Annotated in this window: 16 protein-coding genes; 3 read left to right on the top strand and 13 right to left on the bottom strand. The window is 41.0% G+C overall.

Annotation, left to right across the window (positions count from 1 at the left end; genetic code table 11):
• The 6 genes from OC457_RS11910 to hemL all read right to left on the bottom strand — a co-directional run bounded on the left by OC457_RS11910 (position 1) and on the right by hemL (position 11,150).
• The gene (locus OC457_RS11910) at positions 1-987 is read right to left on the bottom strand and encodes an ABC transporter permease (RefSeq protein WP_080176274.1); all 987 of its coding nucleotides are present in this window, start codon (positions 985-987) and stop codon (positions 1-3) included.
• A 146-nt stretch (positions 988-1,133) separates the two neighbouring features.
• Positions 1,134-2,810, bottom strand: a complete 1,677-nt coding sequence (locus OC457_RS11905) for an ABC transporter substrate-binding protein (protein WP_080176273.1) — start codon at positions 2,808-2,810, stop codon at positions 1,134-1,136.
• 744 nt (positions 2,811-3,554) lie between these two features.
• On the bottom strand, positions 3,555-6,932 hold the full coding sequence (locus OC457_RS11900) for a response regulator (protein ID WP_210436112.1): 3,378 nt from the start codon (positions 6,930-6,932) through the stop codon (positions 3,555-3,557).
• A 269-nt stretch (positions 6,933-7,201) separates the two neighbouring features.
• Complete coding sequence (rsmC, locus tag OC457_RS11895) at positions 7,202-8,221, bottom strand: 16S rRNA (guanine(1207)-N(2))-methyltransferase RsmC (protein WP_080176271.1); 1,020 nt, start codon at positions 8,219-8,221, stop codon at positions 7,202-7,204.
• 156 nt (positions 8,222-8,377) lie between these two features.
• Positions 8,378-9,463 carry an AI-2E family transporter gene (locus OC457_RS11890; RefSeq protein WP_080176270.1) on the bottom strand — a complete coding sequence of 362 codons (1,086 nt, stop codon included), beginning with the start codon at positions 9,461-9,463 and terminating at the stop codon, positions 8,378-8,380.
• 382 nt (positions 9,464-9,845) lie between these two features.
• Positions 9,846-11,150 (bottom strand): glutamate-1-semialdehyde 2,1-aminomutase, encoded by a 1,305-nt coding sequence (gene hemL / locus OC457_RS11885; RefSeq protein WP_080176269.1) that lies wholly within the window; start codon positions 11,148-11,150, stop codon positions 9,846-9,848.
• 345 nt (positions 11,151-11,495) lie between these two features.
• Here hemL and clcA point away from each other — a divergent pair, with 345 nt between their 5' ends.
• Together clcA and erpA are read left to right on the top strand one after the other, a co-directional pair.
• Entirely contained in the window at positions 11,496-12,884 is a 1,389-nt protein-coding gene (clcA, locus tag OC457_RS11880; protein ID WP_370737976.1) for a H(+)/Cl(-) exchange transporter ClcA, read from the top strand.
• A 61-nt stretch (positions 12,885-12,945) separates the two neighbouring features.
• Positions 12,946-13,287, top strand: a complete 342-nt coding sequence (erpA, locus tag OC457_RS11875; protein ID WP_045036017.1) for an iron-sulfur cluster insertion protein ErpA — start codon at positions 12,946-12,948, stop codon at positions 13,285-13,287.
• A gap of 86 nt (positions 13,288-13,373) precedes the next feature.
• Here the strand turns inward: erpA and OC457_RS11870 are convergent, their stop codons facing one another.
• Positions 13,374-14,657, bottom strand: coding sequence for a peptidoglycan DD-metalloendopeptidase family protein (locus OC457_RS11870; protein ID WP_235866997.1), 1,284 nt, complete (start codon positions 14,655-14,657; stop codon positions 13,374-13,376).
• 323 nt (positions 14,658-14,980) lie between these two features.
• Between OC457_RS11870 and OC457_RS11865 the strand changes: the two genes are divergently transcribed.
• Complete coding sequence (locus OC457_RS11865) at positions 14,981-15,601, top strand: DedA family protein (protein ID WP_080176266.1); 621 nt, start codon at positions 14,981-14,983, stop codon at positions 15,599-15,601.
• A gap of 81 nt (positions 15,602-15,682) precedes the next feature.
• Here OC457_RS11865 and OC457_RS11860 read toward each other — a convergent pair whose 3' ends face one another.
• The 6 genes from OC457_RS11860 to gltB form a co-directional block, all read right to left on the bottom strand.
• Positions 15,683-16,294, bottom strand: a complete 612-nt coding sequence (locus OC457_RS11860) for a TRIC cation channel family protein (RefSeq protein WP_080176265.1) — start codon at positions 16,292-16,294, stop codon at positions 15,683-15,685.
• 124 nt (positions 16,295-16,418) lie between these two features.
• A complete protein-coding gene (gene btuF, locus OC457_RS11855; protein WP_080176264.1) occupies positions 16,419-17,255 on the bottom strand; it encodes a vitamin B12 ABC transporter substrate-binding protein BtuF in 837 nt (278 codons plus the stop codon).
• Positions 17,255-18,217, bottom strand: coding sequence for a cobalamin biosynthesis family protein (locus tag OC457_RS11850; RefSeq protein ID WP_080176263.1), 963 nt, complete (start codon positions 18,215-18,217; stop codon positions 17,255-17,257). Before OC457_RS11850 ends, btuF begins: the two co-directional genes overlap by 1 nt.
• Before the next feature lie 28 nt (positions 18,218-18,245).
• Positions 18,246-18,944, bottom strand: a complete 699-nt coding sequence (gene mtnN, locus OC457_RS11845; RefSeq protein WP_080176262.1) for a 5'-methylthioadenosine/S-adenosylhomocysteine nucleosidase — start codon at positions 18,942-18,944, stop codon at positions 18,246-18,248.
• A gap of 175 nt (positions 18,945-19,119) precedes the next feature.
• Positions 19,120-20,529: an FAD-dependent oxidoreductase gene (locus OC457_RS11840; RefSeq protein ID WP_080176261.1), complete on the bottom strand. Its 1,410-nt coding sequence runs from the start codon at positions 20,527-20,529 to the stop codon at positions 19,120-19,122.
• Between the two features lie 15 nt (positions 20,530-20,544).
• Positions 20,545-25,008, bottom strand: a complete 4,464-nt coding sequence (gltB, locus tag OC457_RS11835; RefSeq protein WP_080176260.1) for a glutamate synthase large subunit — start codon at positions 25,006-25,008, stop codon at positions 20,545-20,547.
• Positions 25,009-25,242 lie beyond the last annotated feature (234 nt).

Below are 25,242 nucleotides of genomic sequence, written 5' to 3'. Positions count from 1 at the left end.
TTACTTGCCTCCTTTACGTAGACGAGGGTCTAGCGCAACGATTAGGATGTCGGCCATAAAGTTAAAGAACAACATAAACATAGTCATAATAAGTAGCTGACCTTGCAGTACTTGATAATCACGCGCATGGATAGCGTTTAGCATCACTGTACCCAGGCCTGGGTAGTTGAAAATCATTTCGATAATTAACTGACCACCGATAGCCATACCTAATGCCATTGATAGTGCGGTAACACTTGGTAGCATTGCATTTCGTGCTGCGTAGTTGAATACCACACGGTTTTCACTCAGGCCTTTTCCTTTTGCCATCGTGATGTAGTCTTCGTTTAGCAAGTTAATCATGTTGTTACGCATGCCAATTAAAAAGCCACCAATTTGAATGATCGTGGCACAGAAAAGGGGTAGGGCTGCGTGGTAAAGCACATCTTTATAGAATGCAAAGCTACTCCAGTCAGGAACAATACCTGCAGTATATGCATTGCCTGTTGGGAACCACTTTAAGCCAATAGCAAAGGTAAACATCACTAGCATAGCGATAACAACGGGTGGAACGGCTTGAACAACTAACATCCCTGGAGAGATAAAAGTATCGTAGCTACTGCCTCGTTTCCATGCAGCGAAAATACCAAATACTGAACCGACACAGAATGAAAGAATTACAGCAGAACCTGCTAAAAATAGTGACCAGCCAATTGCGCCACCAAGTAAGTCATTTACTGACAATGGATAAAATTTGATTGAAGTACCAAGGTTCCAAGTAAATACGTTCGCTAAATACGAAAAGTATTGTTCATAAAGAGGACCATCAACAAAGCCTAGTAGCTTCTTCATGGCTTCAATTCGCTCAGGGGTTACCTGTGCAGTTGCGTTTGCGAACATCATGGTAACTGGGTCACCTGGCATCGCACGCGGAAGAATAAAGTTTAGCGTTGCCGCGAAAATTAGCGCGATAAAATAAAACGATAAACGACGTAAAAAGAATCCCATAACTCACACCTTACACATCCAGCTTGCCTTCCTGAGCTGAATTCAGGACGTAAAACCCCCTGACGCAAACGCCATACCTTTGATTGCAAAAAGGATTAGAGGGAAGAGGCGGTGCACAAGGCGTGCACCGCAAATTTAAGCAGAAATTACGCTTTTGGTTTTAGGTCTAGAACTTGAAGTAGACGCTCTTGAACACCAGCCCATACCATTGGACGGCCTTTAGGGTTCTTCTCATTCCACCAACCAGTGAAGCGACCTTCATTGTATTGGAAGTTATTAGCACCAGAGATTACTGGGATTGTTACTTGATTTTCAGCAATGATCTTTTGAATACTGTGAGCAATCTTGATTTGCTCGCCCTTATTAGCTGTTTTGTAGAAGCTGTCTAGTAGCGTGTCTAGCTCTGCATTTTTAAAGTAATGCATTGCGAAACGTGGCATACCGTCACCTTGCTGTAGACGTGAGTTGTACGCACTGTCCCAGTATAGGTGTGGATCTGCACCGTGGAAGTAGTTAGTAAATGCTACATCGTAAGTGCCTTTCAGCATTGATTCATTGTAAACAGCAAAGTCAGGTGTACGTGCTTTTGCATTGATACCCGCTTCTTGAAGCTGCTCAACACCTAGTTGTACAGTATTGTTGAAGTCAGTCCAGCCGTTTGGTGATTGAACTTCAAGCTCAATTTTCTCACCTTTTGGTGACTCAACAAATCCATCACCATCTAGGTCTTTAAAGCCTGCTTTCGCAAGAAGATCTTTAGCACCTTTGATGTTGTAAGTATTGAATGCTTTATATTTGTTATGAACGCTTTCGTCAGACCATGACTTAAAGCTATCACCTAGACCTGATGCATAATCGTTTGGCGTACCAGCACCGTAAAATGCGATATCGATGATTGTTTGACGGTCAATTGCCATAGAGAATGCACGACGGAAGTCAACATTGTTGATTGCTTCGTTGTTACCCGCTTTTGGCGACTTATAGTTCAGCATGAATGCCATCGTACCAGCAGCAGGGTACCAGTATTTGTGGTTTGGATTTGCCGCAGCATAAGTGCTGTCGATGTCAGGAATGAACGATGATGTCCAATCTAACTCAGAATTGATGATCTTAGTTAGTAGTTGGTCGTTGTTCGCGATTTGAGGTACACGTAAACAATCAACTTCTAGGTTCGCGTTATCCCAGTAATTAGGGTTACGACATTGAACGTAAAGTTGCGGAGTAAATGTCTCGATCTCAGTAAATGGACCAGTACCTACTGGGTTTTCGTTAGTGAAAGTTGTAGGGTTCTTAACTTTGCTCCAAATGTGCTTAGGAACAACCGGCACTTTAGAAATTTCAAACGGTACGTTTGAGTTAGCAGCTGTTAGTGCAAAGATAACTTTGTTACCGTCTTGCTTAACAGATTTAACCCACTTGTTGATACCGATTTGGTCTAGTTCTGGTTTGTCTTTTACTAGATTAAAAGAGTAAACAACATCTTCAGCTGTAAAAGGTTTACCGTCAGACCATTTTACGCCATCACGAATTTCAAACGTAACATTCATTAGGTCATCAGACATGTAGTAGTCTTTTGCCAAACGCATTACAGGCTCGTTGCCTTTCATTTGGTTAAAGATTACCAATGGCTCATAAACGAACTCAGTTGTTGTGCGAAGGTTTGTTGCTAAAAACGGGTTAAAGTTACGTACCATTGTAGGGTAAAAATCGGGTACGATTGTTAGCTGGCTTTTTTCTGATGCAGTAGCAACGGGTGCTGTAAAAGCGGTTGCTGCTGCAACGACTGCAAGTGCTAACTTAGTTTTGTTTATATTGGCAAGCATAGCTGTTCCTTACTCTTAGCTCTGTTTCACTAATGGAAATAAAAATGAACTCCGTCATTGGAGCGCTGTAAACCTACTTCATTGGAACTGAGTAACGCTGAACCACTGAATGGCCTTGTAGGTTCTCAGTGGCTTCAATATTGGCTGGATTGGCTTAATCGTCAACGTGGTCGCCCGTCAAAAACGTTAAAATTAATATATTTGCCGTTAAAAACGTTAATTTTGCTATTTTACGTGATTGAGCATTTTGTAAGTAGCGTGCTTAGTATCACAGATGGACGTGGTTGTTACATTTTAATTGTTAGTGCTTACTATCTTGTTTTGTCTCTGCTTTTAATGGTCTTTGTGTACTGTCGTTAAATGTGTGATGTAACGCACCTGCTTTTTTGTGCTTATTTTTATACGGAAATTTTGGGCTGTTAGTTTGTTGTGATTCGGTTCTCATAAACTAAAAGAATTTATTTTTGGCGTCTAAGACTGGTGTTTTTTGATTGATCTGCTTTAAATTTGACCACTAATGATAGTGTGACCTTGATCATTTATACTGATTTGACCGTGATTATTTCAATGATTAAAAAAGTGATTGTGGCGCATTATTACCATCGATAATGGATAAGCTGGTTGTTGATGTTAAGGTGGTTGTGGCAGTGTTGAGCGTTATAATTGTGATTAATAGAATGCTGTAGAAGATAAAAAAAGGCTCTGAAAGAGCCTTTTAAATGCCGCTATTTATTGTGAATAACGTTAGTGATGACTAATAATGTGATGTAATTTATCTCGCATTATTACTAGTTCTTGGCGGCTAGTATTAGGTTGTGGACAACGGTCTAATACAAAATCAATCGTATTAATAACGGTTCGCCAACGAGGTGTTTTGGGTAACGTTTCAAGCTGAAGGTATTTATCTAACGTTCGAGTTTGAAGCGTACTACGATCTAAATAGACTCGCCATAAACCACTCTCTTCCGCCAATTCAAACTTACTTTTATGAGATTCTGCTTCCCAAAATAGTAGGGTTGCTTTCATTGAATCGACTAATAATTGGCGAATTATTTCAGTTTTGTTGTGTTCTCCATCACCAAGTTTATCTGCCAAACGGGTAAATTCGCCGCCAAGTTCTCGCAGCTGCTGAAGGTTATTTTTATCGCCATTAAATGTAAATTCAGATAACACATCAATCGCACTTTCAAGTAGATGAATACGGTGATCAGCTGATGGTCCTTGGCTATCAAAAACAAACATTTGTTTGAGTCCGGACTCTATAGGTAAATTGATGATATCGGTCATTAATTGTTGCTGTTGCTCACCAATATAATAATTTAGATAACCATTAAAATGATGATTATCAGTGATTGCGATTGGTAATGGTGTGACTAAAATATCATCAATGGTATAACGTTCTAATAATTCAGGTGCGCGTTTAAACAGTTTGCCAGCGGCGCTATTAGCGTACCGAATGCGACCTTCCTGCTGCACACAAATAATAGCCTCACTGGTTGAATCTAATAATCCTAGTAAACGACTTTGAGTTTCTAAAAGACCGATTTCAACTTGTTCACGACGATGAATTTCTTGTTCTAACGCGTGGTTTTTTTTGCGTTCAATTTCAGTTTTACCTGCTTGAAGATAGGCGCGAATACGCGCCATTAACTCTTCTTTATTAAACGGTTTGGTTAAATAGTCATTGGCGCCACATTCAAATCCTTTTAAGCGATCTTGTACTTGCCCCAGTGCTGATAACATGATGATTGGTAATTCCAACATTGAATGTGTTTGTCGTAATTTATTACAGACTTCATAGCCACTCATTTCAGGCATCATAATATCAAGCAGTACTAAATCTGGCTGTTGTTTAGCAATCAAAGTTAATGCTTGAGGGCCGCTTTCTGCGGTTTGAACACGATATCCTGCAAGACGTAAGAAATTGGTTAATATTTGTAAATTGACAGGCTCATCATCAACAATCAGTAATAATTCACCATCTGGATTTTCAGGTAAATCAGACGCATCATAATTTGCCGCATTTAATAATGGTGCTTTAAAGTGATTATTATTAGGGTTTGCTGCCATGGCTGCGATTTGATTTGCATTGGCTAAATTAAGGGTAAAACTAAAGGTGGTACCAATCATTTGTTGGCTACTCACATATAATCGCCCGCCCATAAGTTCAATCAATTGACGACTAATTGATAACCCAAGTCCTGCGCCTTGACGGTAATTTGCTGATCCCGTATTAGCTTGAATAAGTGGCTCAAAAATATGCTCCAATTGTTCGCTAGGAATACCTTGTCCAGTATCAACAACTTGAATACGTAATTGGTGCTCTAATACCGTTGCCGATAAGATGATTTTACCTTCAGAGGTATATTTAATTGCATTACCAACCAAGTTATAAAGCACTTGTTCTAGGCGTTGTTCATCGGCATCAACGAGAGGGAGATCCGTTGGAATTTGATTAATAATTCGAATTGGTTTATTACCTAACAAATGACTTGATAATTCTAGAACCAAGCGAATAGCTACTGATATATCAACCGCTTGATGGTTAATATCAAGATCGCCATAACGCATTTTGTGGTAATCAAGCAGATCATCAACGAGTGTAGTTAAACGTTGACCACTATTGATGATCATTTCTAATTGGCGTCGTTGTGATTGATGTAATGCACCATTAGCTCCCGCTAATAAAGACTCTGCAATTCCCACCATACCATGCAATGGAGTACGCAATTCGTGTGATGTTGTGGCTAGAAATTCATCTTTCATTTTATCTGCAGTTTGCAGTTCATTATTTTGTTGACGAATAATCGTTAGGTTATGCTCTAACTCTTTATTTTGTTGCCGAATAAGACCAATTTTCTCACGAATTGAGCGTTGCATACGGGCAAAGCTGATCGCTAGCCGTCCAATTTCATCGGGGCGTTCGGTGCCATCAATTTTTTGCTCTAAATCACCACCAGAGGCTTTTTCTGCGGCCCAAGTTAAGCGTAATAATGGTGCTGTAATAGAATTTGAGAGCCAATGTGAAGTAATGATCACTAAAATAATGGCGGAAACCATGGCCGCAACAAAGATTTTTTCTAACTCAAAGATACGCGCAAAGGCTTCTTTTTCTGGAAGTTCAACCACCAATGCCCAGTGGTGATTTAATATATTTAGCGGTGAAAATGCGCCTAATACTGGAATATTGTCATAGTTAATAAAGCTACCAATGCCGGATTTACCAGCAAGGGCTTGATTGATACTTTGGCTTTGTAATTGTATTGGCAATGTAGTTTGCGTTTCAAAACGTAATTTATGATCACTACCGACTAATAGGGTTTGAATATGCTTAGTATTGTCTTGGATTAGTTCGGTGATCTTTTGGTTACTTAGTTCCATAAAGACATAACTATGTAGGTAGCCTTGTTGAATAATCGGTGCGGCAAACCATGCTGTTGTATCATTATTGTGTTGATTGGTACTAAAGTCAGTAAACACAACAGGGACTTGTTCTGGATTATTGGGATTTTGTTGCGTTTTCTTTTTAATGGCCTCAAAGGTTTTCTGTAAAGCTATGTGAGAGGTGTTTTTAGCTAATAGATTAACCCCAAAAAGACCATGATTTTTAACTGAGTAAACAACATCACCAGAAATATCGACGAGCATAATATCTTTGAAATCAGAGCGTTTTAGGTACTCATTATAAACGGCGTTATACCGTTTAAACATTAATCGGTAACGCTCATGACCAAGATAACCACTATTCGCTGTTTGATTGCTTTTAGTGGTAAGGGTTGAATTAAAATAATTAGCTCGACCTTGAGCATCAAGTTGTGAATCAATATTACCTAATTGATGGAATGCGCCAACTAAACCGTAAAATCTTCCGCCACTGTTATTTGATAGCTCTGATCGCGCGAAACTTTTCACTTCTGATTCTTTAGCTGTAAAGAAACTCTGTAATTGTTTATGTTTATTATCACGCAATGAAGCAAGGTGGTTGATGCTCTGTTCTGCCAAATCTTTAGTATGAGAATTAAGGAAATAGAGTGCCGACAATATCAGCGGAGTGATACTGAGAACTAAAAATGCGAGCATAAGTGTGTGCTGAAGACGTTTGAAACGTTTAGTATTCTGCATTCCGGTGCCTGAATAAGATATTAGTGTTTATGGTTTTAACGATGAATATAGCCACGTTAAAATAGATATTAATATATTAACGGTTGTCCTAATTGTTAATATATTAATGTGATGAGTAATCGTGTTTATACTGGATTTTTATTATGAATCAAGTTACTAGAAAGGGAATCGTGTCAAGAGACGCAAAATTAACAAATTTAACGTCATAAAAAAGGGCAGTATTGACTGCCCTTTATAAAATGAAAATTTTGATTATTGACTGCTATTCGTTATTTTTTGGCAGTGTAGACATTGAATTTATTGGTATGCGAACTGATCTCACACTGACCAAGGCTAGCTTCAATCAATGGTGGATATTGTAGAAAACAGTTAGCCACAATGACTAATTCACCATTACTATTTAAATAATTCGGTGCTTGATTAATAAAGGTTTCAGTCGCGGCATAAAATGTTTTAAGGCCAGCGTGAAAGGGGGGATTACTGATTAAATATTGGTAAGGACCATCAATGTTTTTATAGACATCGGTAGCGATAAAGTTGGCAGTGAGCTGATTAACTTTAAATGTTTCTTTTGCTGATTCAATTGCGAGTGCGCTGATATCACACAGATCTAAGTCAATTTGAGGGTACTTGGCTTTCATTACTGCGCCAATAACACCTGCACCACAACCAAAATCGAGAACTTTACCGTTAAGAGCCGGTAAGTTATTGAGTAAAAGTTCTGAACCTTTATCAAATTCACCGTGGCTAAAGACACCGGGTAAAGAGCGGACGGTAAGGCTAACACCTGCAATATTAATTGGGTAGCTGCGGAACCATTTATTGATGTCAAACGTTGGAGCTGGGTTGTCACAACGTCCCCAGTAAAAACTACAACGACGGGCTGAGTCATATTTAGTTAATGGACCATATTGTGCAAACATTTTTTCTGCACTTCTGACGCCACAACGGTTTTCACCGACAATACAAATTTCAACGCCAGCTGCAAATTTACTCAGTAGCATTGATAGTAAATAATCAGCTTCAGCTTTTGCTTTTGGCCAATAAAGCAGGATCATATCAATATCGAGATCGGCGTTAAGTTCGGCACCAAAATGGCAGTCGATTGCTTGATGGTGTTCAATATTGCCTAAGTAACCATAATTGGTCGTGAATACTGTTACCGATTGTGCTGTGGTGAGCAATTCTGAGGCAAAGGTATCATTTAATTCACCAGCAATAAGGACTTTGCGGTTTTCAAAAAATTCAGATTGACGAGCAACCACTTGGCTCGCAGCAGAGTAAGACATTTAACTGGCCTCAAAATAGACATCATGGTTCAAGAGCGCGGATTGTTCCATAAATAGTGACAGATGGAAAGGCGCAGCTAGAGAGAATAAGTATAATCATGAGCCGCCGTTATTGTTGTTAATAATAACGGCTGGCTAGACAGTGATAACTTAGTATTAATTGTTATCTTGTTGTTTAAGGAAGGATTGAAATTCAACTTCATACATTTTAAATAGCACTAGTGTCACCCCAAAAATAATGGGTCCATAAATCATGCCGATTAAACCAAACAATTGAATACCACCAATAATTGAAAAGAAAATCAATAAGGTATTCATACTTGAACTGCCTTGCATTAATAGTGGGCGAACGATGTTATCGATAGATCCCACAACAAGAACTCCCCAACTTGCAAGAAAGAGAGCCCATTGCCAGTCGCCAATCAAGAGTAAATACAGAGATGCTGGAATCCAAATTAAAGCGGTACCAACAACAGGAATTAATGAGGCAAAGGCCATCATTGAGCCCCAAAATAAACCTTGGAATCCACATAGCCACATTGCAAAACCACCGGCAAGTCCTTGTGCAAGAGCGGTTAAGAAAGAACCGAGTACCGCAGATCGTGCAACTTGTTCAACCTCTTCCATGATTGCGTCTTCTTGACTACGAGATAATGGAATAACGTGGCGAATGGCAGAGATCATTTTATCGTTATCACGTAATAAGAAAAATAATACGAACAACATCATCATAAAATTAACGAGTAAATTTGTTGCATCACCTAATATTTTGGCGCTGATATTCAGTGCTTGAGAGCCAACTTGAGAGGCGGTTGTCGCTATTTTTTGAATAATTACCTGCGGATCAAAATCATGGAATGGCGAATATTTATCAATTAAGGCCAGTGCTTTTTGAGCAAAAGGGTGGGAAAACAGTTCTTTTGGCCCGCCAGTTGTTAACCAGGTATAGCTTTCTTTTGATACTGTCGTGCCTTGGTGAACGATGGATGAAAACACCACTAACAGAGGAATAACAATAATGACTGTCATTATAAAACATGACAGCATTGCAGCTGTATTTTCACGCGTTGGCATTTTAGCAAGTAAGCGCTTGTGCAATGGCGTAAATAACAAAGAGATGATAAACGCTAATACAATCGGACCAAGATAGGGTTCGATTAATTTATAACTTGCGTAAGAAGCGACAAATAGTGCCACTATCAGCATCCAATGACGTGGTTCTACCTTAAAGGGTTGAGACACGGTATTTATCCTTTTTTAAATCCATCGATAAAAGTTATTCTCACTGTAACTGATAAAGATTATCATTATAATCATTGCTGTTGTTTGATGATTATAGTCTTTATCGAGGAGATAACTTATGGGATGTTGTAATTGTGGGTGTGATGACAAAAAAAAATGGAAGCCATCGTTAGTACTCATTGTTGTAGTACTTGTTATTGGACTTGCCGTTTATTTTTGGCAGTAAATTAACCAATATTATTCATCACTTATTGGTTGTATATGACCGACGTGATGGTAAACACTCGCCGTAAAAAAAGGCCACAATAAGTGACCTTTGTTTTATGATAGCATTAATAAAATAATGTTTTTAATAACATTGTAGTATTTATTTTAAATGGTGCTATTTTGCTTCTTCCGCCAGTGTTGCAAAGGCAAAATCTGCCGCTTCTAATGTGGCATCAATTTCTTTTTCGTTATGTGCAAGAGAGGTAAAACACGCTTCATAGGCTGAAGGTGCAAGGTAAACCCCTTTATCAAGCATTAGATTAAAGAAACGTTTGAAGCGCTCAACATCACACTTAGTCACATCTTCATAGCAAGTAACGCTATCTTGATCGATAAAGAAGAAACCAAACATTGCGCCAACTTGGTTTACCGCTAAAGGTATGCCATGTTTGTCAGCAAGTGCTTTAAAGCCGTTTGCTAAACGTTTAGTGGTATTTGCTAAGCGTTTTTCATTACCTTCTTCTGTTAATACCGTTAAGCAAGCATGGCCTGCAGCCATTGCCACAGGGTTACCTGATAGCGTACCTGCTTGATATACTGGACCTGTTGGTGCAACAAATTCCATTACATCACGACGACCACCAAAAGCACCGACAGGCATACCACCACCAATGATTTTTCCTAATGTAGTGATATCAGGTTTAACATTATAATATGCTTGAGCACCGCCTTGCGCGACACGGAAGCCTGTCATAACTTCATCTAAAATTAATAATGCACCAAATTCATCACAAATTTCACGTAGGCCTTGAAGGAATCCTGGTACAGGTGGAATGCAATTCATATTTCCGGCAACAGGCTCAACGATAATACAAGCGATTTGATCTGGTTGAGCCATAAATGCTTCACGAACTGAATCAAGATCGTTATAAGTTGCAGTTAAAGTATGTTTAGCAAAATCAGCGGGAACACCAGGAGAGCTTGGCTGGCCAAGTGTTAAGGCACCAGATCCTGCTTTTACTAATAGGCAGTCAGCATGACCGTGGTAGCATCCTTCAAATTTAAGAATCTTATCACGACCAGTAAAGCCTCGAGCAAGACGTATAGCACTCATGGTAGCTTCTGTACCTGAACTTACCATACGAACCATTTCCATTGATGGCACAAGCTCTGATACTAATTCAGCCATAGTGATTTCCATTGCTGTTGGTGCGCCAAAGCTTAAGCCTTGTTGTGCAGCATCAATAACAGCATCACGAATTGCAGCATGATTGTGGCCCAGTATCATTGGACCCCATGAACCAACGTAATCAATATATGCATTACCATCAGCATCAAAAATATAAGCGCCATCAGCGCGATCAATAAATAATGGTGTGCCACCAACGCCAGCAAAAGCTCTTACTGGTGAGTTAACACCCCCCGGGATTTTTTGTTGTGCTTTGGCAAATAAATCAGCTGACTTGTTCGTTTTGCTCATGTTAAATCCTATAAAAAAAGTAAGGCGATGATTCAATCCACAAAAAATTCGATCCTAATTCATTATAGGTAGGGAAGTGTGGAGAATGAAACTGCCTTATTGTACCTAAAGTGGTGCTGAAGATAGAGTCATTTTACTGTTTAAAATGAATGCTAATCTAAAAGTAGATACTCTAATTTTGAGAAACAAGTCACAGTTGCAAAGCTATTTTTCAACATTAGCAGTGTAAATCATAACCACATTGAATTAGGCTATAGAACTGATTCTATCTTCATATTCTCGCTGTAATGGCGTTATCTTATATAATACGGCTCTCTAATGACTGAAAAATCGCGCGGTCTTCATATGCCCTTCCATCTACAACCGAGTGGTTTGGTTCGGCGTTTCTTGACCCAAGATAAAACACCTGCTTCTGTTATATTTCTTTCGGCGCTAGTTGGTACTCTTGCTGGCTTGGTTGGTACGCTATTTGAAATTGGTGTGCGGTGGGTTAGTGAGCAGCGTACCGTCTGGTTACGTGATGAGATTACTAACGTACTGCCTTTGTGGTTAGCGGCGTTTCTTGTTAGTGGCATACTCGCTTTTATTGGTTACTTTTTAGTGTGCCGCTTTGCTCCTGAAGCCGGAGGCTCTGGTATTCCAGAAATTGAAGGCGCAATGGATGAGATGCGTCCTGTGCGTTGGTGGCGTGTTATTCCCGTTAAGTTCTTTGGTGGCTTAGGTGCATTAGGTTCAGGTATGGTCTTGGGCCGTGAAGGTCCAACGGTACAAATGGGCGGTAATATCGGTCGTATGATCTCAGATATTTTCCGTTTAAAAGATAAAGAAGGTCGTCACTCATTATTGGCTGCTGGTGCGGCTGGTGGTTTAGCGGCAGCATTTAATGCCCCAATGGCGGGTATTATGTTTGTGATTGAAGAGATGCGTCCGCAATTTCGTTACAGTTTAATTTCGGTTAAATGTGTAATGATTTCAGCGATGATGTCGACGATTGTATTTCGATTTATATCTGGTCAAAGTGCGGTTATTACCATGCCGCAATATGATGCTCCTGCGCTAACGTCTTTATGGCTATTCTTAGTGCTAGGATTACTCTTTGGTGGCTTCGGGGTTCTTTTTAATCGCTTAATTATTTTTACATTAGATTGGTTTGTTAATATTCACCATAATAATCGTACTCGTTATTTAATTACTGGTGGATTATTAGGGGGGTGTTTTGGTTTATTATTACTTTACTTCCCTGAGCTAACTGGCGGTGGTGTGTTCCTTATTCCACCGGCAACTAATGGCGACTATAGCTTAAACATGCTTCTGCTGTTGTTCTTTGCTCGTGTTGTAACAACATTATTATGTTTTGGATCCGGTGCTCCTGGTGGTATTTTTGCGCCGATGTTGGCATTAGGTACGCTATTTGGTACATTTTTTGGTACGGTAGCACTCGATATTTATCCTCATTTAGGCATTGCTCCGGGTTTATTCGCTATTGCAGGAATGGGGGCATTATTTGCAGCAACTGTACGCGCACCTATTACCGGTATTCTATTAGTCATTGAAATGACCAATAACTATCACCTTATTTTACCATTAGTTGTAACAACATTGGGTGCAACCATGATGGCTCAAATGTTAGGTGGTCAGCCGATTTACTCTCAATTGCTTCATCGTACGATTAAAAAAGAGAAATTAGGTCACGATTCACCCCATGATGCTCCGGTTGAGACGGCTAATACTTGAACACAATAGTCAGGTATTAGATAATCCCTTTAATTAATGGAAGTGTTTGAGAGGTTTTGTAATGAGCGATGTTAATTTGCCGCTGACTTTTTCTGATGTGGCTGCGAATAAAGTGAAAACGCTTATCGCTGAAGAAGAAAATCCAGAATTAAAACTACGTGTATATATTACAGGTGGTGGTTGTAGTGGGTTTCAATATGGCTTTACGTTTGATGAAAAAGTTAATGATGGTGATATGACCATTGAAAACAATGGCGTGACATTAGTTGTTGATCCAATGAGCTTACAGTATTTAGTTGGTGGTGTTGTAGATTACACTGAAGGCTTAGAAGGTTCACGTTTCTTTGTTAATAACCCTAATGCGACTACAACATGTGGCTGTGGTGCGTCATTTAGCGTTTAATGCTGTGACATATTTGTGCTATAAAAATAAAAAAGCCGTCTATTTTGACGGCTTTTTTTATTTCAAACAGTTATAACGGTTTGAAATTAACTTTGTGGTAATAAAATGTCATTTTTAGCTAATAAGTGACGGTAGCTTTTTACCTGCCCTAGTTTGCTATTTGCTTGTTGTTTAAATACCGTTTGCGTTACACCTGAAAGTGAATGGGCTTGAGGTAAATCGACTGTACGTGGGTTTTTATGTTTACCATTGACTAAAAATTCATAATGCAGATGTGGTCCCGTCACTCGTCCTGTTCCACCTAGCGTTCCAATGGTTTGTCCTTGTTTTATACGTTGACCACTTTTAACCATCCGTTTCGTCATGTGTAAATACTTAGTAACGTAATTACCATTATGGCGAATAAAGACATAGTTGCCGTTAAATTTATTATAGCTTGATTCCATAACCACACCATCGCCAGCAGCCCAAATCGGTGTGCCGACGGGAGCCACATAATCAGTACCTCGGTGTGCTTTTACTTGCTTAGTGACAGGGTGTAAACGGCGAGGGTTAAAGTTTGAACTGACATAACGGAAGTTAATGGGTGAGCGTAAAAAGGCTTTACGCATAGCCTGACCATTTTTATCATAATATTTACCATCTTGGTGACGTATTGCGGTAAAAGTTTGTCCCATGTTGGTAAATGTAGCAGTAAGAATATTGCCATGGTCAATCGGATGACCATTAAGATAATGTTGCTCAAATAGCACCTCAAATTTATCTCCTGCTCGAATATCAAGTGCAAAATCGATATCCCAACCAAATAGCACTGCTATTTCCATAATTTGAGTCGCGGTTAATCCTGCTTTATCTGCGGCATTCCAAAAACTAGATTCAATCGTTGCTTGTGCATAGTTGGTTTGGGTTTCTATCTGCTGTTTAGTCATCGTCGCGGTAAAGCTATTGTGATTACGTTTTACCACTAAGGTTTCAAGAGGCGTTAATGGTTGGTGTAATTCCATTAATTTACCTGAGGCGTCAAACCCAAAATTTAAATGATCACCAGGACGGAGTGAGATTAGTTTTTTAGTTTTATTACTGGTTGCCATTATTTGATGTAATAGCCCATTGTCTAAGCCTATTTGATCAAATGCCACTGCTAAGCTTTCACCATTTTTGATTGTGTACGTTTTCCACACTAACGAGGATTTTGTGAGTGGTGTCGTTTCAGTGATTGATGATGGCGGCAATTCGAGCGGATAAGATTGGCCTAATTGGTAGGTGACATCTGTTTGGGCTGGCGGCTCGGCATAAATATCAGGCGCTATAATAAGGGCAATAAGCGCACTACTGATTATCCCGATCAGTATTTTATTTATTCTTGGCATATGAGGTGATGAGCTTCCATTCATGATGAGAGTAAAAAATAAATAATATTAAGTGTAACGGCTTTCAATATAAGGTGCTATTGAAGTTAAAATAACCAATGTTGTTTTTTATAAATTTGTGGTAATGATCGAAAATGGTTGATTTTAGAACAGTGGTAACCGATAGGTTAGCCGGCTTTAAAAACAATTCTTACCTATTGAGAGTCGTTTTTTTTGAATAGGTTCATTTTAGTAAGCTTAATTTTTAGCTTTGATCGTTAGGGTCTCTGTTAAATTCAGTCTATTATCACAAATTAACGTTCATTTTTTGATATAGACTGGCCATGGAATCGATTCAACATATTATTACTGAGCTCACGCCATTGCTGCAGCAATATGGTTATTATATTTTAGCGCTGGCGATTGCCGTGGAAGGTATGGGGATCCCTGCGCCTGGACAGTCATTATTAGTCGTGGCTAGTTTATTAGCGGCATCAGGCAAAATGTCATTACCTGCTGTACTTATGGTTGGCTGGGGAGCCAGCTTTATTGGTAATAGCATTGGTTATTTTATTGGACGCCAATTTGGACATGTACTAACTCGCAAGCAATGGATAAAACCTAAAACACTAACTAAACTGCATGGTTTTATTGATCGCTATGGCATGCTAGGGCTGATCATTAGCCGTTTTGTGGAAGGTATTAAACAATTTATGTGTATTGGTTGTGGTATTGCTGCTATGCCCGCTAAATTGTTTTTTATGGGTAACTTTTTAGCCGTGACGGTTTGGTTACTTATTTTTGGTGTTGCGCCTGCTTATTTACGGGATGAAATTGCCCCTATTTTAGCGTTCTACCATAAATATCAAACTCAATGTTGGGTCGTGGTTGCTGTTATCGTTATCGCAATAATATGGTTGGTTTACCGCCGTTTTCAGCGTAGTCGAATCGTGATTGAAAAATAAAAACGTGCTGTTTTAGTGAAAAAAACCGCCAACGTTTAACGCTGGCGGTTTTTTCATTTAAGTGTAGTTAGTGCTATTTCGTTAATTACGTAATGCAAAAGTCGGTAACGAAAGGTTCCATCGAATTGCAGCTAAACGAATTGATAAGGTGGTGATAATTCCCATGATTGCCGCCATTGAAGGCAGGACACCGAGCGATAAGCTTAGCGTATGGATAACGCCACCAATGATACAAGCTGTAGCATAAACTTCTGTACGGAAAATCATCGGTACTTCACGACCTAAGACATCACGAATAACACCGCCACCACACCCTGTAATAACTCCCATAATCACTGCTACTAATGGTGATGCGCCATAACGTAATGATTTCTCAACGCCAATGGCCACGAACACCGCAAGTCCAATTGCATCAGCAACAGGGAGAAAATACCATGGCATCCGTCGTGGGCGTTGAGTCGCGATCATAGTGATAATACAAGTAATAAAAATTACCCATAAGTAGTTAGTATCGTGGATCCAAAATACTGGTGTTGCCCCTAATGCCATATCACGAATCGTACCGCCACCAATAGCCGTTACACTTGCAAGCACCACGACACCAAAAGGGTCCATTCGTAGTCGTCCAGCCATAAGTACACCTGATGCGGCAAAAATGGCAGTACCAAACATATCGAGAAAATAAATGAGCATCTCTGTACCTACAAGAATAATGAAGTTGAGTTAAGCGGCAGAGATTGTACGAATAAATTCATCAGGAACAACCGTAATAAAATGCTTTGTGAGGTTATTCACAGGGTTTATCACAATAGTGTGATTAGTGATCACCTCGTACTTGGTCGAGCAATGTACAGACTTGTTTAATTGCCAGTAAAGCGCGTGGTGTTGGTCGGTTTAACCAGTTTGTGTTTAGCTGATAAATATGTTGTTGTTTAACGGCAACGAATTGATTTTTCCATTGCGCCCATAATTGTTGAGTCTCTGTTATTGGCTGAGCGCTAAATATTATTTGAGGCTGACGTACTACTACTTGTTCTTGATTGACTTGTGGATAGGCGGCACGACTTTTTGCAAAAATATTATCGCCACCACAAAATTGAAAAATTTGACTTGGCCAACCACTATCAGCAACTGTCATTAATGGCGTTGAACCCAATTGATAAAAATAACGTATCTTGGGTTTATTGTGATTGGCTATTTGCAGTTGTTGTAACTGTTGCCTAAATTTAGCGGCAGCTTGTTGTGCCGACTGTGGAGAATCAGCATAGCGCCCTAGTTGTTCTAATGTGTTGGGAATGTCAGCCAATACTTTTGGGTTTGAATAGAGTATTTTAATCCCAAGTTGCTCTAAGCGAGCTAATTCACGACTAGGATTGCCGCCTTGCCACGCTAAAATCAAATCAGGTTTCAGCGTTAAAATACGTTCCATTTTAAGGCCACGATAATTTGCTACGCGTTCTAATTTTTTAGCGGCGGAAGGATAGTCACTGTAAGCACTGGCGGCAATGAGTTTATTGCCTAAACCTGCGGCGTAAGCCATTTCAGTCGTATGAGGTGACAAGCTAATAATTCGTTGGGTTTGCTGGGCTAACGTTGCGGCAACGCTTGGCGTAATGGTGCTGATAACCAACAGAAGTAGACATAAGAAACGCACTATAAAATTCCGCTCCAAAAGTATAATAATAAGCTCTCAACAGCGATCCACACATAAAGTCGTTGGGTTATGAGTTGTTGTATTTGTGCTATATGCAGTGCTGCTGGTGTGATCCTGCCACCAAGACGAGGTCGCTGCATTTTAAGATTGTTGTAAATAGCGGGGCCGCCGAGAGATAAAGCAAGCTTGTAACCTGTGACCACTAATAACCAGCCGGGACCGGGTAAGTGCCAATTTTCACCTTGTTGCCGTAACCCTTGTATTGCTACTTGACCATTACGGCCAAGACTTAACAATAAAGCAAATAATCTTAGCGGTACAATATCAAGGATGGCTGCAATGCGGATCGCTGGGTATCCAAATATCGCATACTGGGCACGGGTTGGTGACCATGCACGAGCAAGACCAATGGCTAATCGATACAAAATAGCTGCAATACCACCACCGAGTGCATACCAAAACAGTACTCCTACCACATGCCGCCCATAGCTTAAAATAATGGTTTCAGCGCCAGCTTTACCTAAACCGAGGAGTGATAAAACGGTGGTATTTCGATTAAGATGAGGGGCGAGCAACTGGCGACATTGATCTTTATCGCTGCGGTTATAAGCATGCGTAAATTGATGACTAAGTTGACTGGTATGTTGCCAATCAAGGGCAAGCCATAATAATGTTAATTGAAATAAAGTGGGATACCAGACTAATTGACTGGTCGCGAACAATAACACGACGACCGTAAACCACATTAATGCCCAAGCTAAATACCCCGCTAATAAGCGTTGAGCGTAATTATCATGAGGATGATTGACCCGAGTTGCAATTAATAGCGCTAAGCGGTGCCAGATTCGCAACGGGTGTATTGGATAGGGTATGGGTAATAACCAATGTAATAATAATGCTCCCCACAAAGCCAGTAGGGAGCTATTGGTTATAAATGAGGCGATAAATGCCGAAGTTGTCATCAGTAGTTATCATCTCATTTAAGGTGAATTAGTTTAGCAATTCAACCATTTTAGCAACCATTACTGAAGAACTCTGTGCTGCAAGTGGCAGGAACTCATCAAAGCTCATTGGTGATTCTTTGTCAGCAACATCAGAAATTGCGCGAACAACCACAAATGGTACTTTAAATTGATGGCAAGCTTGCGCAATTGCCGCCGCTTCCATTTCAACAGCAACCACTGTTGGGAAATGAGTGCGAATAAAGTTTTGTTTTTCAGCTGAACAGACAAATGCATCGCCAGTACAAATCAAACCACGAACCGCGTGTGGTGGTTGTGGTAATGCCGCTAGTGCTTGCTCGGCGACAGACATTAACTTTTCATCAGATAGGAAAGCTGCTGGTTGCTGTGCCATTTGACCAATTTCGTAACCAAATGCTGTTACATCTGCATCGTGGTAACGTACTTCAGTTGAAATAACCACATCACCGACGTTTAAGCTTGACTCAAAACCGCCAGCAGAACCGCTATTAATCACGACATCAGGCTTAAACGTTTCAAGTAAAATAGCCGTACCTACTGCAGCTGATACTTTGCCAATACCTGATTGTAGTAAAGCAACGTCTGCACCGTTTAGTTTACCAGTATAGATAGTACAACCTGCTTTATTATGAGTTTCGCAGTCAGTAAGTTGCTCTTTAAGGATGACAACTTCTTGCTCCATTGCGCCAATAATGCCGATTTTCATGAATGGTATCTCTTTTTAATGGTGTGCACTTGCAGTGCTAATATGGTTAAGATTGTAGCATGAGCCATAATCATTATTCCAAAACTCTCGTCTAAACACAGTTAATCAACATAAAGACACCGTGGTGGTACACACAACCACGGTGTTGTTCATCCGTTTTTATGAGGGATAACGGTTACAAGTCTAAATAATCAAGTATACCATCAGCGGCTTTTCGACCTTCATCAATGGCCGTGACAACGAGATCAGAACCGCGTACGGCATCTCCTCCAGCAAAGATCTTTGAGTTTGAGGTTTGGAAAGCAAACTCAGTATCCGCCGCTTTAATTCGTCCCCATTGATCAAGCTCGACATCATAAGGAGCGAGCCAAGGCATTGCATGTGGCTGAAAACCAAATGCCATAATTACTGCATCAGCGGCTAATATGTGTTCACTATCGGTAACGGGTTCTGGACGACGACGACCAGCAGTATCAGGTTCACCTAAGGCGGTTTTGATGACTTTAACGCCAATCACGTTTCCAGAGCTATCGACTTCAATGCCTAATGGCTGGAGGTTAAACATAAAATTAACCCCTTCTTCGCGTGCATTTTTTACTTCACGTTTAGAACCGGGCATATTGGCTTCATCACGACGGTAGGCACAGATAACATTGTTAGCCCCTTGGCGAATTGAAGTTCGAACACAATCCATAGCGGTATCACCACCACCAAGTACCACCACCCGCTTACCTTGCATATTAATAAACGGTTGTTGTGGCTCAAGCGCCATTACTCGATAAGTGTTAGAGACCAAGAACGGCAGCGCATCGTAGACGCCATTAGCATCTTCATGTTCAAGCCCTGCACGCATATTTTTATAGGTGCCGACCCCTAAGAAAACCGCATCATAATCAGCGATCAGGGTGTCAATACTGATATCTTTACCCACCTCAGTGTTAAGTTGGAACTCAACTCCCATATCAGTAAAAACACGACGGCGATTGACCATAATGTCTTTTTCTAATTTAAATGAAGGAATACCAAACGTCAGTAAGCCGCCAATTTCGGGGTAGCGATCAAATACCACGGGTTTTACGCCATTACGCACTAAAACGTCAGCACATGAGAGTCCAGCCGGACCTGCACCGATAATAGCGACTTTTTTATCGGTCCATTCAACATTGGATATGTCAGGCTTCCAGCCCATTTCAAACGCTTTATCAGTAATGTATTTTTCAACATTGCCAATAGTTACCGCGCCAAAATCTTCATTGAGGGTACATGATCCTTCACATAAACGATCTTGAGGACAAACGCGACCACAGACTTCGGGTAAGGTGTTGGTTTGATGCGATAACTCTACCGCTTCAATAATACGCCCCTCATTGGCAAGTTTTAACCATTGTGGAATGTAGTTATGTACTGGGCATTTCCACTCACAATAAGGGTTACCACAATCGAGGCAACGATCTGCTTGAGCACTGGCTTGTTGACGTGTAAATGGCTCATAAATTTCGACAAATTCTATTTTTCTAATTTGAATCGCTTTTTTAGGTGGGTCGATACGTTCGACATCAATAAATTGGTAAACATTCTGGCTCATTTGGTTTTCCCTCCCTTATTGTGCCTGAAGACGCAGCTCAGATTCTGAACGGCTTTGATGCCCTAATAGGGTATTGATATCTGCTGATTTTGGCTTCGCAAGATAGAATTTTGGTATCCATTGTTCAAAGTTAGCCAAAATTTCATTAGCGCGCGTTGAGCCAGTTTCTTGCAGGTGACGATCAATTAACCCGCGTAAATGTTCTTGATGAATTTTGAGTTGATCAAGTGCGACTGCCTCAATTAACTCTGGATTCACTCGTCCTGCAAAATCGCCATCTTCATCTAAGATATACGCAAAACCACCCGTCATTCCGGCACCAAAGTTGACGCCAGTCTTACCTAAAATAGCCACAATACCGCCCGTCATATATTCACAGGCGTTATCACCAGCCCCTTCTACAACCGCAATTGTGCCTGAGTTACGTACTGCAAAACGTTCGCCGGCTTTACCTGCTGCAAATAATTTGCCACCGGTAGCGCCGTATAAGCAGGTGTTGCCAATAATAGTGGCGTCGTTGGATTTAAACGCTGAGCCGAGTGGTGGACGAATTGCTATTTTGCCTCCGGCCATACCTTTACCAACGTAGTCATTAGCATCACCCGTTAAATTCAGGTTTACACCGCCAGCATTCCAAACACCAAAGGATTGCCCTGCGGTGCCAATAAAGTTGAGTCTAATTGGTGCTGATGCCATGCCTTGATTGCCATAGCGATGAGCAATTTCACCGGATAAGCGGGCTCCAATTGAGCGATCAGTGTTGCAAATAGGGAAGTGATAATCTCCGCCACTGCGGTTTTCTATGGCGTTAAGGGTATGTTCTAGTAATTGCTGGCTTAACTGAGCATCATCAAAGGGCGAATTTGCTTCACTGCAATACACTGTTTTACCTGCTTGCGGTGTCGGTGCAACTAACAGTGGGCTTAAATCCAGTTTGGATTGTTTGGCTGTAACCCCTTCAAGTTGCTGTAATAGATCAGTACGGCCGATTAAGTCTATTAATTGTTTTACTCCAAGCTGCGCTAATAATTGACGCACTTCTTCGCCGACACCGATAAAGTAATTCATTACCTGTTCTGGTAAGCCTTTAAAGAAATCACGGCGCAGTTTTTCATCTTGGGTTGCGACACCCGTTGCGCAGTTGTTTAAGTGACAAATACGCAGATATTTACACCCAAGCGCAACCATGGGGGCAGTACCAAAGCCAAAGCTTTCTGCACCTAAAATGGTAGCCTTAACCACATCTAGCCCTGTTTTTAAGCCGCCATCCACTTGCAGACGGATCTTATGTCGTAAGCCGTTAGTGACTAGAGCTTGTTGGGTTTCAGCTAGCCCCAGTTCCCACGGGCTGCCTGCATATTTGACTGAAGTCAGTGGGCTGGCTCCGGTTCCTCCGTCATAACCTGAAATAGTGATTAAATCAGCATAGGCTTTGGCAACACCGGTAGCGATAGTGCCGACACCGGGTTCAGAAACCAGTTTGACGGACACTAATGCTTTGGGATTGACTTGTTTGAGATCGAAAATCAGTTGCGCCAGATCTTCAATCGAATAAATATCGTGATGCGGTGGTGGTGAAATTAAGGTCACTCCTGGAACGGCAAAGCGCAATTTAGCGATTTCAGTGGTGACTTTATGCCCAGGAAGCTGACCGCCTTCACCGGGTTTAGCCCCTTGTGCGACTTTAATTTGGATCACATCTGCATTGACTAAATAATGCGGAGTGACACCAAAACGACCAGACGCCACTTGCTTAATACGTGAGTTACGCTCAGTACCAAAACGACGTGGATCTTCACCACCTTCACCTGAGTTAGAGCAACCGCCTAAACGGTTCATCGCAATCGCTAAAGCTTCATGGGCTTCAGGACTCAGTGCGCCAATTGACATTGCCGCGGAGTCAAAGCGTTTATACAATTCAGTGGCTGCTTCAACCTTCTCTATCGCAATCGGACTATCGGTATCCGCCAAGGCTAATAAATCACGAATAGCAGCCACTGGGCGGTGGTTTACTTGTTCAGCAAAGGCGAGATAATCGTGATAATTACCCGATTTAACCGCTTTTTGTAAGGTTGATACTACGTCAGGGTTATAAGCGTGGAACTCGCCCCCATGAACATATTTCAGTAAACCGCCGTGATCAATCGGTTTACGTTTAAGCCATGCTGTACGGGCAAGGTTGTGCAAGTCTTGCTGAATATCACTAAAATCAGCGCCTGCAATACGACTTGAAACGCCTTTAAAACACAGTTCAATAATGTCATTACCTAAGCCAATAGCTTCAAATAGCATTGAACAACGGTAAGAGGAAATGGTTGAGATCCCCATTTTAGACATGATCTTAAATAGACCTTTATCGATACCATTACGGTAGTTGATCATTACTTCACGGTAAGACTTATTAATGACGTTGTTATCGACCATTTTTGCTAAAGATTCATAAGCAAGGTAGGGATAAACAGCCGTAGCGCCAAAGCCTAATAGAACTGCAAATTGATGCGGATCGCGTGCAGTGGCAGTTTCTACCACAATGTTAGTATCACAACGTAAATTGTTATCTACTAATCGACGTTGAACGGCACCAACGGCCATGGCAGCAGGGATCGGTAATGTGTTTTTGCTGATAGCGCGATCGGACAATATAATCAGCACGGCACCTTGCTTAACTAACTGTTGTGCTTTATCACATAGGCTGACAATGGCTTGTTCAAGGTCTGTGTGTTGAGGATCAAAAGTAATATCAAGTTGATTGCTAGCATAGTATTGCTGGTCGAGCGCCAATAATTGTTTTAGATCTGAATGTAATAATACTGGTGATTTAAATGCGACTCGCTGAGCGTGACTATCTGTTTCACAGAACACATTAATCTCACGCCCAATACAGCTCGCAAGTGACATAACATGTTTTTCACGTAAGGGATCGATCGGCGGGTTAGTTACCTGAGCAAACATTTGCCGAAAATAATCGGTGATGGGACGTTGCTGTGACGACAGTACAGCCATTGGCGCATCATCACCCATAGAGCCTGTGGCTTCTTGGCCATTTTCACCAATAACGCGCAGTACTTGATCGAGTTCTTCGCGGCTAACATTAAATTGTTTGTGGTGAGTATTAAGTTGATTGTCATTCAAACTACGTTGGCTTATATGGCTATCATCTAACTGCTCAATGGGCACTAAATGTTGAACATGAGTATCCATCCATTGCTTATACGGATGGCGGCTCATCAGTTCGTTATCAATATCTTGTGAGTGCCAGATTTTGGCAAATTTAGTATCGATAACCAATAATTCACCGGGACCAACACGGCCTTTTTCGGCTACTTCATCTGGAGTGTAATCCCAAATTCCCACCTCTGAGGCGATAGTGATCAGTTTATCTTTGGTGATCACATAACGTGCAGGGCGTAAGCCATTCCGATCAAGGTTACACGCAGCGTAACGACCGTCTGACATTACGATCCCAGCAGGGCCATCCCAGGGTTCCATGTGTTTAGAGTTAAAATCATAGAAGGCACGTAATGCGGGATCCATGTCGGGGTGATTTTGCCATGCTGGTGGGACTAACATCCGCATGGCGCGGAATAAATCCATACCGCCAGCTAAAAATAGCTCCAGCATATTATCAAGGCTTGATGAGTCTGACCCCGTTTCATTAACAAAAGGTGCAGCTGTTTTTAAGTCGGGCAGCAGTGGCGAGCTAAATTTATAGGCGCGAGCGCGAGCCCATTGGCGGTTACCAGTTATGGTATTAATTTCACCATTATGGGCTAAGTAACGGAAAGGCTGCGCTAATGGCCATCGCGGTTGAGTGTTGGTTGAGAACCGCTGGTGGAATAAACAGATCGATGACTCTAAACGAATATCCCCTAAATCTTGATAAAATTTAGGCAGATCAGCGGGCATAAATAACCCTTTGTAGACCGTGACTTGAGTGGAGAGGCTACAAATATAGAACTCTTTATCATCGGTAATACGTTTTTCAATTCGACGCCGAGCAATATAAAGTCGACGTTCAATATCGCGAGGTTTCCATCCTGCTGGCGCATTAATAAAGACTTGCTCAATAGCAGGCAATGATTGTTGAGCTATTGGACCGAGAACCGTTGAATTAATTGGCACTTCACGCCAACCCGCAATGGACAAGGTTTCAGTGATTAACTCTTGATTAATAATCTCACGGGCATGTTGAGCGAGGATCGGATCTTGACTGAGAAATATCATGCCTACTGCAAATTCACGCGATAAATTCCACTGTTTTTCTGCGGCAATAATACGATAAAAATTATCCGGTTTTTTAATCAATAAACCACAGCCATCGCCAGTTTTTCCATCTGCGGCAATTCCTCCTCGGTGGGTCATGCGATCGAGGGCGGATATCGCGGTACGAACAAGTTTATGGCTGGTTTTACCTTCAATGTTGGCGATAAGACCGAAACCACAGTTATCTTTTTCTAGTGATGGGTTATACAGTGACATTGCAATTCTCCCTTGCTCCTGTTTGTTGTAAACAGTTTTACTGCAAAATGAGAATAAATAGTGATTGCTCATTTTGCTTCCTACGACATTTCAAATTAACGATAATTTACAAGAAGGTCAAATATTGATAACAAATGTTATAGGTGGTGGGGAAGTGGTCGCTATTGAAATTAATCGTTTAAAATAAATGCAGATTGATTACAGCTATATGTTTTTTGTTGGTAATGGGAAAAG

The organism is Photobacterium toruni (assembly GCF_024529955.1).
GTDB classification, from domain to species: domain Bacteria; phylum Pseudomonadota; class Gammaproteobacteria; order Enterobacterales; family Vibrionaceae; genus Photobacterium; species Photobacterium toruni.
This window is presented reverse-complemented; position numbering and strand designations above follow the sequence as displayed.